The sequence below is a fragment of the Moritella viscosa genome (genome assembly GCF_900120065.1).
In the GTDB taxonomy this organism is placed as follows: domain Bacteria; phylum Pseudomonadota; class Gammaproteobacteria; order Enterobacterales; family Moritellaceae; genus Moritella; species Moritella viscosa.
On the sequence record NZ_FPLG01000019.1, the window covers coordinates 1 to 12,591 of the forward strand.

15 protein-coding genes are annotated in these 12,591 nt (G+C 35.5%); 9 read left to right on the forward strand and 6 right to left on the reverse strand.

What is annotated here, in order from left to right:
- Positions 1-248: 248 nt before the first annotated feature.
- Both BT797_RS02925 and BT797_RS02935 read right to left on the reverse strand, forming a co-directional pair.
- Positions 249-716 (reverse strand): Hsp20 family protein, encoded by a 468-nt coding sequence (locus BT797_RS02925; RefSeq protein WP_082293663.1) that lies wholly within the window; start codon positions 714-716, stop codon positions 249-251.
- Between the two features lie 903 nt (positions 717-1,619).
- Positions 1,620-2,354 (reverse strand): DNA/RNA non-specific endonuclease, encoded by a 735-nt coding sequence (locus tag BT797_RS02935; RefSeq protein WP_045109285.1) that lies wholly within the window; start codon positions 2,352-2,354, stop codon positions 1,620-1,622.
- Between the two features lie 355 nt (positions 2,355-2,709).
- Between BT797_RS02935 and BT797_RS02940 the strand changes: the two genes are divergently transcribed.
- A complete protein-coding gene (locus tag BT797_RS02940; protein ID WP_075471029.1) occupies positions 2,710-2,889 on the forward strand; it encodes a hypothetical protein in 180 nt (59 codons plus the stop codon).
- A 235-nt stretch (positions 2,890-3,124) separates the two neighbouring features.
- Complete coding sequence (locus BT797_RS23515; RefSeq protein WP_139291623.1) at positions 3,125-3,307, forward strand: hypothetical protein; 183 nt, start codon at positions 3,125-3,127, stop codon at positions 3,305-3,307.
- Between the two features lie 362 nt (positions 3,308-3,669).
- Here BT797_RS23515 and BT797_RS02950 read toward each other — a convergent pair whose 3' ends face one another.
- Together BT797_RS02950 and BT797_RS23520 are read right to left on the reverse strand one after the other, a co-directional pair.
- Positions 3,670-5,364: a hypothetical protein gene (locus tag BT797_RS02950; protein WP_075471031.1), complete on the reverse strand. Its 1,695-nt coding sequence runs from the start codon at positions 5,362-5,364 to the stop codon at positions 3,670-3,672.
- A gap of 167 nt (positions 5,365-5,531) precedes the next feature.
- The gene (locus BT797_RS23520) at positions 5,532-5,804 is read right to left on the reverse strand and encodes a hypothetical protein (protein ID WP_139291624.1); all 273 of its coding nucleotides are present in this window, start codon (positions 5,802-5,804) and stop codon (positions 5,532-5,534) included.
- 352 nt (positions 5,805-6,156) lie between these two features.
- On the opposite strand from BT797_RS23520, the gene BT797_RS23525 reads away from it, so the two are divergent.
- Positions 6,157-6,402: a hypothetical protein gene (locus BT797_RS23525; RefSeq protein ID WP_139291625.1), complete on the forward strand. Its 246-nt coding sequence runs from the start codon at positions 6,157-6,159 to the stop codon at positions 6,400-6,402.
- Between the two features lie 52 nt (positions 6,403-6,454).
- On the opposite strand, the gene BT797_RS02955 is transcribed toward BT797_RS23525, so the two are convergent.
- Entirely contained in the window at positions 6,455-6,850 is a 396-nt protein-coding gene (locus BT797_RS02955) for a phasin-related domain-containing protein (RefSeq protein WP_045109291.1), read from the reverse strand.
- A gap of 141 nt (positions 6,851-6,991) precedes the next feature.
- Here BT797_RS02955 and BT797_RS02960 point away from each other — a divergent pair, with 141 nt between their 5' ends.
- The 5 genes from BT797_RS02960 to BT797_RS02980 all read left to right on the forward strand — a co-directional run bounded on the left by BT797_RS02960 (position 6,992) and on the right by BT797_RS02980 (position 10,754).
- Positions 6,992-8,005: a DUF2235 domain-containing protein gene (locus BT797_RS02960; RefSeq protein WP_075471032.1), complete on the forward strand. Its 1,014-nt coding sequence runs from the start codon at positions 6,992-6,994 to the stop codon at positions 8,003-8,005.
- Positions 8,006-8,537: 532 nt separating this feature from the next.
- Positions 8,538-9,164 carry a hypothetical protein gene (locus tag BT797_RS02965; RefSeq protein WP_075471033.1) on the forward strand — a complete coding sequence of 209 codons (627 nt, stop codon included), beginning with the start codon at positions 8,538-8,540 and terminating at the stop codon, positions 9,162-9,164.
- A 483-nt stretch (positions 9,165-9,647) separates the two neighbouring features.
- Entirely contained in the window at positions 9,648-10,001 is a 354-nt protein-coding gene (locus tag BT797_RS02970; protein ID WP_075471034.1) for a hypothetical protein, read from the forward strand.
- 108 nt (positions 10,002-10,109) lie between these two features.
- Entirely contained in the window at positions 10,110-10,316 is a 207-nt protein-coding gene (locus BT797_RS02975) for a GNAT family N-acetyltransferase (RefSeq protein WP_075471035.1), read from the forward strand.
- Between the two features lie 120 nt (positions 10,317-10,436).
- On the forward strand, positions 10,437-10,754 hold the full coding sequence (locus BT797_RS02980) for a hypothetical protein (protein ID WP_075471036.1): 318 nt from the start codon (positions 10,437-10,439) through the stop codon (positions 10,752-10,754).
- 162 nt (positions 10,755-10,916) lie between these two features.
- Here the strand turns inward: BT797_RS02980 and BT797_RS02985 are convergent, their stop codons facing one another.
- A complete protein-coding gene (locus tag BT797_RS02985; RefSeq protein ID WP_075471037.1) occupies positions 10,917-11,318 on the reverse strand; it encodes a hypothetical protein in 402 nt (133 codons plus the stop codon).
- A gap of 296 nt (positions 11,319-11,614) precedes the next feature.
- Between BT797_RS02985 and BT797_RS02990 the strand changes: the two genes are divergently transcribed.
- The gene (locus BT797_RS02990) at positions 11,615-12,451 is read left to right on the forward strand and encodes a DUF3859 domain-containing protein (protein WP_075471038.1); all 837 of its coding nucleotides are present in this window, start codon (positions 11,615-11,617) and stop codon (positions 12,449-12,451) included.
- Positions 12,452-12,591: the final 140 nt, after the last annotated feature.

The window sequence follows — 12,591 nt, forward strand, 5'->3', positions numbered from 1 at the left end:
TTTAAACGGGGTTTAACAAACAATGTAGGTCCCAACACCGCAACGACTTCAGCAGCGATGTTCGGGTTTAAGTAATGGCAATAATTATTACCTAGTAATATTTATCTATTGTGACAGCAGGTAATCTTATTGGCATGTTTAATGGCACGTTAGCTACGTGCCTGGAACAATTCTTGGTGGGAGTTAGTTTGCTATATTTCACGAAGTATCTAAGATAAATAGGGCTGCAAAGCAGCCCTTACACTAAATCAAATGACCTTTTTAGTTTGATCGTCTATAGTTTCGACCTCCTGATTAATGGCTATTTTTTTAGGCTTCATAGTTTCTGGTATCTCTTTAACCAGGTTAATTGTTAATAACCCATGTTCAAGATTAGCACCTGTGACCTCTACATTTTCGGTCAGATTAAACTTACGTTTAAACATCCGGTTAGCTATGCCTTGATAAAGGAATTGGTGTTTTTCCTTATCCTCTTTATACCCTTTGTCCCCAGAAACAGTAAGGACACCTTTTTCTACATTAATATCTAGTTCATGCTCAGAAAAACCAGCTACAGCTACTGTAATTGAATATTTCTCTTCTCCATGAGTTTCAATATTATAAGGTGGATAAGTTGGTACAGTACTATCGCCACCTAATAAACTACTAAATAAAGGAGCAAATCGGTCAAATCCAATCGTACTACGGTAAAGAGGGGTTAAATCGATAGTGTTCATAATATATCCTCCAAAGAAGCAATACAAAATAAATCATAGTGTTAAAAGAGAGACTTTCAGTGAAACGTTCCTCTTGGAAATTATTTTATATAATAAAGTGATCTTTTTTCAAATGTTTTTTTATAGATAATTTTCATAAGTAAATAACGATATGGAATATACTATTTTAATACTAAGACTTGTGGTGGCCCCCTCAATTTTTTATTACAACAAATATGGAAACACGCAGGGATGCTTGATGGCTGTTAGTTACAGGTCTGAACTAACTTTTGGAGGGAGTTAGTTCGCTAGAATTAACATAGCGAATCATTCATCAGACTAAAATCCCTTTAATATTGTATAGTTAGATGCCTATATAATTAGAAATAATGCAGGATATAATTATAATTCCTACAGCCAATCGAGCTATTGATTATGATATTCGTTAAATTGTCGAACTCACGACAACTAAAACATTTAATCGTATTCATAATTTATCTAACCTCCATGTCATAGCTGGAAATAATGAAGCTATTAATGGTGAAGTGTTATTTTTTGAGTTTGATTATTTACTTGAAGATAGTGAGAAAACGATACATTTTTCTATGGAGTTTTTTCAGGTGGTACATACGAAGTGGTTGTTTAAAAAGAAAAGCGAACTTTCTTTAGTTATTAGAGAGCTGGTTTATAAACTTCATCTTACAAAAGATGTCTTGGCTGAAAGGGTTGTTTATATCGATAAGCTTAGATCTCTTGATAGTAGATGTGCCATTCTTGAGGTTAGTCGTATTGTTCGAAAGCAACTAGATACTATCTGTTGAATAGATGTAGGATGAAGTAGTTCGCTAGATTTACCTCGCGAACTACTGACTTATTTAAACATTCTTATGCGCACTAGTTTTAGCCTTTTCGGTCAGTTCTGAATTACCACATATCCCATATCTTACCTTCAATTTCATCTTCAACACTGTCTGGTAGGTCACTGAAGAAATCGAGTTGGGTAACTTGTTCAACTTCGTTAACACTTGTGATGAAAGAGGGGAGTTCAGAAGAAGATACTTTTCTATGGGGAATAATAAATGCAATTGCATCATTATAAATTGGATCGAGTATGACCTTGTAAAAACTATTAGGAATGTAAACTCCGTTACCTATATAGGTTTCATTACCATCCCAAATAGGACCTGATACGACATACAATTCGTCGTAGGTGTTTGCCCATTGTCGTACTTTTTCTTCTAGGCCTTTCCATCCCCCTCGGTTAAACCCTGGTAGCTGCGGCGCCATATTTGACATTAAGAAACTTTGCTGCATAGATTCTTGAGAGAAGTCCATAGTGCCCGATGGCGCTAAATGGCCGCGATCATAACCTGTTTTTGTATAATCACGGCTTGTAGCGCGAAAGTCGGCTGGAAGTTCAGTATCTGTGCGGAAGCTATTTGAGCGTTTATAGAAAGCGTTCACACTATCTTGAGTTATGTGGTAAGCCACCCAGTTCGATACTTTATTTTGGTAGTTATATCCTGCGGCATAACCATCCCGACATAAAATCTGGTCACTATTATTCGGTGTCCCTTGAGCGAGATGTTGGTTGCAGACTGTAGCAGAAGCAGCTGCTGATAGTGTAATACTCAGTATTACGAACAAGGTATTTTTCATGTTTGCCCTTTTATAATCTAGTTTTATAGGACAATACATAGTAAAAGGCGGGTGGGTGTCTTGGTATGGATACACTTATAAATTGTGATGAATGTTTTTCATGAGCTTTAGTTGTGTGATTTAACTCATTCTATCAATAATATAATGTGACGCTTATCATTATTCTGGTGGCTGTTGGTGCTTATAAAATGTTGATGGCTAGTCAATTCAATTCACTTTTGCTGTTCTTTATGGTTAATGAAATAGATTTTTAAGTTTTATTTTAGCTAAAACATCTATTCAAATCGAAAGGCATACGGTATACGAGCGAGGGTGATAGCATAATGACTTTTGAATTCATAAGGATAAGTTTTTATTGAGCATCGCAGGGCTTGGATTTGCAACATTTGCATTTATTGTATCTCCTTTGATAACAGAATATATCGATGTTTATTTTATCGTTATCATTGTTGTTGTGTTCTGTGTTGACTGGTTAGAAATCAGAAAGTTAAAAGCTGAAATAAAACAACTTAAAAGTAAGTCTTCGGCGGAGTAAGTTTCATCATTACGACAGTTCGCAATATAGGTAGTGTTAATCGCACTGCCGTTTTTAATTAAATATTATGATTTTATACTGTGTTATTTTTATATTTCTCAGAGTTTGATTTAATATCAGATTGGTATTTTATCTTATTTTTCATTCGACTAGTCATTATTAATTTGGGTGAACAGATTTGGGGAATCGAGAGTCCTGTTATACAAATGTTAGGTGAGGATATGGAAATGACGTTATGTCTTACCCAGCTATTTATCATGAGAAGAATCAAGCAGATTTCTACTTTAAAGGATGTGTTTATTTTAATATCAGGGAAGAATCCTCTCCTGGTTATGCTGAAGAAGAGTCTGGTGAAGATTCAACATTCCAAAGATTAATAAGCTCAGAGCTAGTTAAAATACACTGCGATAGAGAATAGAGAAAGTTGTTCATTACAGGTTAATCTGCTCAGATGAAGTCATCGATGCAGTTTGCAGTACGCCACCTGATATTGTTAATAGATAGATTACCTAACAAGACAAAGCAATCGACCTCTGGCTACTGTTTGCGGCGTTACTTGATTCCTAAATTTAGTGTGAAATCATCCCATCATTTTTAGTTAATTATTGTTATGTTTACATATATAAATTAGCTTTTGGCAGAACCTTAAAAAAGGCTCAACTACATTTGGGTTGAAAATGAAGCTTTATATCAAAACGGAAAAGAGGCAGTTAAAACCTGTAAACAGATGCAAGTTTTAACTGCGTAATATCGTTATTAAAATACGCAATAGGTCAATTATTATTTAATACAAACCAGCGATTTATCAGTACCTAGTTTATCATTTATAGAATGCTGACTCGCTAACATTGCATCGTCATTAAACTCTAATTTCCATATTGTATTATTCGATGGTCCATCTCTCGATAAAAATACGCGTTCCTGTAATAGATTCAATTTATTATTCTCTTTTAAATCGTACCAAAGACGTTGATATTCATCTTTTGTTGCAAGTAACCCATCCATATTTGTACAAATATTTCGGATCTGTCTACCATCATAATCTTTATTAAGTAACTCTTTATCATCGAGAATGCCATAGTCATTGCCTTCGATATTATAGGTAATAACGGGCACTAACTCACTCGGAAAGAGTTTAATGGTCGATAAATATTTTGTATCGGTATTATGGGTACGAATATATGTCGTTGCAGTGGGTAATGAATCAAAATGCAACACTAAGGTATTATCAACAGGCTTGTTATAACGATCGAGTTTATAAGCAACACTACCGCTATTAAGTGATAACCCTAGCATCGTAAGTGAAACCTGTTCATATTCCTTTTCATCAGGTAAATAATAAAATGCCAATGTCATTTCATTTTTTGCGTTAAGCTCCGTTGTCACAAATACAGACGGTACGTTTACTTCACCGATCGTTGTTCTGTCTATTTCTGAAAAATTTTCAGTAATAAAGACTTGGCTATACGGAACACCTAACCCATAAGTCATTGCTGAATCATGGGAAAAACCAAATGCATGATTTGTTTCATGAAAGAATGTATTGTAGGTTCTTTGATGATAGGGTCTATAACTCCCTGAACCTTTTGTAATATAACCTTCATAAACAGCCGCTTTACCTGAGGTGTTCGCTGCTTTTTTATTATTAATCCACGCTCTATCACCACCACCCCTGCCAGCAGAAAAATAATCGCCAGCCAATACCCGTATGTTAAACGTATGACCCTCAGCGCCTAATGAAAGCATATTACGTGATGCATATGACAAGGGTTGAGTGCCATACTTTTTACACTCCTTAAAAAACGGGCAATATGTATTAATTATTCTTGTTATAAATGGGGGAAATGCAACGGTATTCAATGCATTGTGCAACATCACTATGTGTGTATTATATATTGTTTTTTGTTTTGGATTAGGTGGTAGGTAACAATATCTTGGCACCCTATCGCAAGACTTATCCTTGGGTGGAAAGATGACTTGAGGTAAAAATAGCTTCATCTGGTCATTATGACGAATATTGCTGAATGCTAACCCTGGTAGTTCAAATACAACCGAGCTAAAGGGTTCAATAACGGTATCAAATCTTAATAACGCAACGTTATCATTCGTTATACCATCATTATAATTTACCGTGATCTGACTCACTTTCTGTGGTGTTGTATTCTTAAAGACATATTCATCGTCAGCGATAGAAAATGTCATATCATCAAGTCTGTACTCTTTAACTTGATCTGGGTCGTCCACTGATTCACTCTGAACAACAGCGGATAATAATGTTAATCCCTTAGGTTTAACCGAAAAAATAGCAGATACTTCTTTTTTATCGCTGAAATTAAAGTGATGAGTTGTGCTTGTGACTATATCGACAGTCGGTGGTGTATGACTAGTTGCAATAGTCGGTATATAACTAGCTGCAACAGCGACAGTTGAAAATAAAATAGTTAAAGCTAAAACTGTAAATCCTTTATTAAACATATAGTAAATCCTTCGTGTTCATTTTTTAAATTTATAGGGGGTCAGGTTTGACCCTAGCTTGAGTATTAATTTGGTATTGCGCAGCACAATATGAGTAATGAAGTTTTGCTTGCACAAATTCCATATCCGAACTCAAAGACATGAACATCGTTGAAGTTAGGCTGTTTTCATCGACCATTAATTGCTTGAATATTGAGTGTCAGAAAATCAGAAAGGGTCTGCCCCTTGTTCGTACTGTAGGCATAACTTGATGCAAACGGATAACGCAGGATGTTGTTATACACCACGGGTAATTCGGTATTATTTATTGTTAGAGCGTCAGTTTCCGTCATGATTAGATATTCATAACCGGAAGATCTGCTTGAGGAAAAGTAAGTGATATCGAGGTCGAAACGGTTAAAGCTAAGTGTAGATATTAGTCGCGTAAATATAGTGTTCACCTTATCCTTCAAGCATTATATGTTGCGTCAAGTAACTTACATTAATAATTAAGAATATTAATTAAATGTTATTTAATTTGAATATTACCGCACTTTTTTAATGGTTTTTTAGATCTTTATCACATATATATGCGAAATAAAAACCACCTTGTTACATTATCGTTTCTTTTTTGTTGTTTTTTAACCGGTGGTGCTGGATGGTTTTGCGAGTTCGAATTTACGTTGCGTTGGTTTAATCTGTTGATATTAAAGGAATGGCGATGTATTACACTTAATTGGGTGTTGGGTGTGATTTAGGGGGGGGAGTCTCAGTTCGGTTTAAGTAATTAACCCATTATTTTCAGAATTGGTAATGTTAAGCGATGGCTTTTTAGTCTTATCTGCTTTGTTGCAACGCTCAAATAATATTCAATTATGTGATTTTCGATTTTTTCAACGGTTCGTTTCATCGCTTTTATTCGATCATTTTCTATTGGCTAGGGTGAGCGGATTTGGTGGGCGAGAGTCCTGTTATACAAATTTGATGCATAAAGGGGTTATCGTGATTGCTAAAGGAGAAGATAAAGATTATGTTCGCGCTTTATCCCAAGATCAATAAAGCCTCCAAATAAGGAGGCTAATTTCAATTAACTACGACAGTTAACGTATTATTATGCTTCAGCAGTTACTTTAGCTTTAGTCACTTTTTTTGGTGCTGTGTTTAGTTCGCTAATCAGTACCGTTAGTTGATCAATTTTGCTTTCTAATTCACTGAGTTTTGAATCTTGACCACCTGTAAAACGGCTAGTGATACTTTGCAATTTAGTTTCTACTGGCTCTGATGTGGTTTTTTTAGTAAATATTGCAGACGTTTGCTCTTTCAGGTTTGACTCAACTTGCGCACCGCGCTCAACAAGAGATTCAAAAACTTGCGTTGCTTTATCTGATGATTTTGATGCTTGGTCAAGGATAGTGCCATAAACACCAAAACCAGCAGTGATTGATGTTTTTGCAGTATCTTTTGCGACTGTGAAAATAGTTTGTGCTTGGTTAAGTAGTTTACTCATGATAATCACTCCTAGTTAAATAATGTAGATTCAGTTTTGTTCCAACAGAATGAATCATATTGATTTTATTTAGAAATATAATTCCATCACAAACAAATAAACTCCTAATGATAAATATCCGTTCATCACATAGGAGGAAATATGAGTAAAAACATTATTCTTTGTTTAGATGGTACATGGAACAAACCAGATGAAGATGGACATACAGAAAACGAAGAAACCAATGTTCGAAATTTGTGGGATATCTTAGATAAAACACAACCAAAGCGGCAAGTGGTGTATTACGACGAAGGTGTCGGTTCGCACTGGTACAATAGTCTTATTGGTGGAATATCAGGGTGGGGGCTGGCTAAAAACATAAGAGAAGCCTATTTCGAATTATGTAAACATTATGAGCGTGGCGATAAAATCTTTATTTTGGGTTTTAGCCGAGGTGCATATACCGCCCGTTCACTCGCTGGTATGATCTACAGCTGCGGGCTGTTAAATAAAGATCAGCTTACTGAAATGTCGATTGAACATGCTTTCGATATTTATAAGTATGCTGATAAGCACGAAAAAAATAGCTTTAAACAAAATAATACCAATTGTCAGATCGAAGTGGTTGGCGTATGGGACACTGTCGGTTCACTTGGTATCCCAATCGGATTCTTAAAAGAAATCACCAATAAATACCTTCAATTTCATGATACAAAGCTTAATAAAGATATTTTGCATGCTTACCATGCTGTTTCAATTGATGAGCAGAGAGAAACGTTTAAGCCTACCTTATGGGCAATGCGTGCTGGTACTGATAATCAAGTCATAGAGCAGGTTTGGTTTTCTGGCGTTCATGCTGATGTCGGAGGTGGATACAAAGAAAGGCATCATTCTAATGTTGCATTTAATTGGATGATAGCCAAAATAAAACACAAAGTGGAATTGGATACTCGTTATTATCCTTACCCTGAAGATGTATCGAAAAAAATACATGACTCATACAAATTTTACTATGGAGGAAAGGAGCCGAGGGTCGCATCGGTAACCGATATAAATACCCCAAGTGTCCATGTCTCTGTACTCAAAAAATTAAAGCTAATTGATGACTACACACCGCTCGCGCTAGTAGATCTTAATAGTAGGGTTGGACTTGGGCCTTATAAGGCAGTTAATTGAATCTACGGATATTATATCTATTTCTAGACTCAGATCGAGTTGCGTTCTTCAACGCTCTGATTGAAAGTCAGCTCCTTAAAGTCATTGGCAGTAGTTTGTTTGGGGGGATTTTTGTATTTGCGTCATGGTCTAAGCGTGCTTGGTGAGTTAGTCGTGGTGCAATAATGTTTGGCTTGCGCTATTTTATCGCTAGTTTTAGCGAAGTGTAAATAAATAATATTGTATTTACAATGATTTACGATGGTTTACAGTGTTTGGCTTGCCACAAATTCGGTCTTCAATTAGTATAGATTCCTGTTTAGACTAGTGCTCATTCATGAGCATTAATTTGGGCATGGCAACCTCTGTTTTTTTTCTTAGTTTCTTTTCTATATGAAATAATTCTAATTGTTTTTCCATTATTCCCATATAGGGCATAGACTTTAGTGTATGGTTTTTCTGGTGGTGATTTTTACAAGGGGTTGTTGTTTATTTTTAGCGTCATTCCAGTGGTATTAGGCTGGTATTCTTTGTAAGGGTGAGAGGTTTGTTGGTGGGTATGGTATCAATATATGAAACGGGTAAAATGCGGGTCGAAATTGGCAATGATGAAGTAGTAAAAACTTTTAAAGTTAGACCAAATTACAAAAAACGTTATAATCGCGAAAAATTCGCGCTGCTCAGATTAACTGGTCTGTCTGGTTTTCCTGAAATAATTAAATATGAAGATGATGATGCAACTCTAACAATGACTCGTTTATTTGGTGAGAATAAGGAGCAACTTTCTGATGAAGCACTGCAACATTTGCGCTTACTGGTTGAAAGAATGTTAGATGCAGGTGTAGCTCGTCACTCTCTACCTGAGCGCGATTTACTTATTAAAGGTGACAAGGTTTCTATAGTTGATTTTGAACGCGTGACTCTTCGGGGTATGTCTTGGTCACCAATGTGGTTTTTTTCTAAAAAAGTAACACGCTACCATCTACTTCGTTTAATTTCGCGACATAACCCAAAGCTATTATCTGAAGAAGAGAAAAATAAGTTGGCATATTTTTCAAACATACGTGAAAAGTTACAAGTTCTAAAAAGACTCCGTTCAAAAGGACGCAAAGTTTGGCGTTCAAAATCAGAGCCTGGTGAGTATACTAAAAAATTTGAAAGTAAAAAGGCGAAAAAATAACTTATCAGTGCGTGTTACAGCACTTTAATATCAAGCTATTGAACCTGAAACCAAACCACACCCGATTAAAATGTCCTATTAGAGCTTTATTTCTTATAGATCAATCCTTTAATATGTTACCTATCCTAACGCCGTCATTCTGCCGGCGTTTTTAATCAGATACGATAATTTCATATCGTGTTATTTGTTTATTTTTCAGCTTTGTCACACTTTATCAGAAAATAGTTTTGTTTTTCCTTGCTATAAAATTAAATGTTAATAAAATCAGTCGTATAATTATCATTGTGAATAATTAATAGGATTGAAAAAGAAGTAACAGGACTGCACACTTTCTAGAATAGGCTCTAATGTCAGATTAGTATCTTATTTTTATTTGATTCGTTGCTCTTGACTAGGCTGAGCAGATTTGGGTGATCGAGAGTCTTGTTATATAAATACTATATTATTCATTTGGTTATTTTTAAATATCAATAAAGGAAGATGATGAAGTCAGTTATAATAGTTTTAAGTGCAGTATTTTCTCTGTCTGGGTGTATAAATATAAAAGCACCAGATAATCTAGTGTCAGATTCAGTCGATGTAAGCAAAGATATTTACAATTCGGTTAAAGATAAATTTTCCAAAGACGATTCAAATGATGAAATAGATGTATTTTCTTATTCGTATGAAATACCGGATAAGGAACCTCTTGTTCAATCAAGTAGTAAATGTATGAATGCAGCTATTGAAAAAGCTAAAAAGTCGTTAAATAAATACGAGATTAATATTAAAAGTACTAAATCAAATTTGGTTACTGTTGGAAATAAATCAATATTGAAGTGTAGTGTAAGTATATAAAAAGAGTATTCAAGCGGAAAAAGCTGGCTCTGTTCCGCTTCACTATTATCACCAACTATTTTCTTCCTCTTCGAGAGGTATTATATTTCATTCTATATTGAGGGAACAATGCAGAATAAGAGCGCATATACGCAAGAAGACTATCGCGGTAAAGGTTGCCAAAAGGCACTATTGAGCGCTCGAATACAGGATGCTACAGAAATGAACGTTGCGGTGTTTTTAACGGATGTAATGCCTGACAGTGTAAGTAGTAGAAACTGTAAATCTGTAGTTTTTTCTGGTTTGGGGATACGTGAGGTTTGGGGCAAAAGCTAGATATATAATAAAGAACTTAAGCGCGATTACCAACGCGTAGTATTCTTATATCGAGGGCTTGAAATTTCAAGTGTTAACCCGCATATTTTATTCGAACCGTAAATATATAAGGAACGTAAAATGGCTTCATATCGGTTAACGTTTACGTATAAGAATACAGAATATAATGAACCTTTGGATAAGGTTAAGCTTGCTCAGATCGGCTGTGAATTAGATGAAGAATTAGATGTGGATTCTAAGAAAACTATAGCTGATATTTATAATAAAATTATACTTCCAATGATTGGTAACCCTATAGGTGGCATTAATATCACTCGCTATCAGAGTGAGAAACTAGAATCATTTGGTTTTGAAGGAAATATACTTTTATTTACGCATGAAACTCGCGATGAGGCGAAACTGATTAATCCCATATTAAATAGCGCTGGTGAAGTATAAGTATTCGCTGTAGCACCAGAAAATACAAGTCATCACCTTGCCAGTTTAGGGGGAATCCCGAGTGGTGATTTGCAATTCTAACAAGCCGTTTGTACTCTATTCCAAGATCAAAAAAGCCTCCAGTCAGGAGGCTCATTTCAATTAACCACGATAGTTAAATAACTATGCTTCAGCAGTTACAGTTACCGGTGCTTTAGTCACTTTTTTAGGTTTAGTCTGTAGTTCGCCAACCAGCGTAGTAAGTTGGTCCATTTTGCCTTCTAATTCACTCAATTTTGAGCCTTGAACACCAGTAAAACGACTTGTGATACTTTGCACTTTATTTTCAACTGATTCTAACGTGATTTTTTTAGCAAAGATTGAAGACGTTTGCTCTTTTAGATTATGTTCAACTTGCGAACCGCGTTCAACAAGAGATTCAAAAAGTTGCGTTGCTTTATCTGATGATTTTGATGCTTCATCAACGACGGTGCCATAAACACCAAAACCAGCAGTGATAGATGTTTTTGCTGTGTCTTTTGCGGCAGTGTAGATAGTTTTTGCTTGGTTAAGTAAGTTACTCATGATTATCACTCCTAGTTAAATAATTTAGATTAAGGTTTGTTCCAACTGAGTTAATCATATTGTTTTTATTTAGAAATATAATTCCAAGGAAAATAAATTTATCAATAGAAGTGTTCTATTAGATTTAACTCGTATTTGGCGATAAGTTGGATGATGAGAGTGATAGTTGAACGCTGGCATAAACATAACGAACTAAAATGCGGTATTAATTTATTAAGACAATACTATAATACTTTGATTTTATTATATATTGGTTATTATGTACCCCTTAATATTATCAATATAGGGAAATTAGTGTGGTAAAAAATAATTCAGTGTTAAAAATTGCATCTTCGTTAGTGCTTTTACTTAGCTTAGCCGCTTGTTCTAATAGCAAGATTACAGAAACAGAATCTAAAATGTCATTAACTGCAGAACTGATCACGGCTGAAATAACTCAGTCTGGTTTGGCTCAGCCAATTATTAATGGTGGTCAGGCCGTTGGTTATAAATATAAGCGCACCTTAGCTGTGCCCGCACAAAAAGGTCACTATTTTGGTTTTGAATATAGTGTTAAGCCGATAGATGAGGTAGCCGGTAAACAGCAAAGACATTTACCTGTGACAATTCAAGTTACTCACCCTGAAATGCTAGTTAATGGTAAAAAGACCACGGTAACGAGCTGGCAGGATATGATGTATTTTGGTCGTAGCAACTATACGATGTGGCAGTTCGAATCAGACGCTGAATTACTGAACGGGCAATGGAACATAAGTGTGCTACTGCAAAATGAGGTTGTGGTTGAAAAAAGCTTTTTCGTTATGGTTCCGCCACCAAGACCTGCTAAGGTCACTGAGGTTTGCGTCGCTGAAGTTGATAAATTCCCCAAGCCCTTACAAGACGCGCATACTGCTTGTTGTAGTAATAATGATTCAGACGCATGTTACACTTTTGCTTGGCGTGGTTTAGAGCCTCTTCGTGATAAGAGCGGGGCTTTGTTGTACTTCGCTAAAAGTTGTGAAATGGGTAATATTTCCGGTTGTAGCACTGCAGCTAAAATAACTACTAGTGAAAATCAAAAAAACGTTTATCTTAATAAAGCGTGTGACTTAAAAGATATTATGAGCTGTATCGACGTTGGTAGAATGCCATAAACTTGTTATTTTATCGCCTTGCTATTTTATGTGAGGCGTTAAAGAAATTACATGAATGAAGTGTATCTTAGTTATATTTAGTACAAAGGTTTACAGGGTGGTAACGGCGAGTGAATTTATATTCCACCAATTTTCGTATG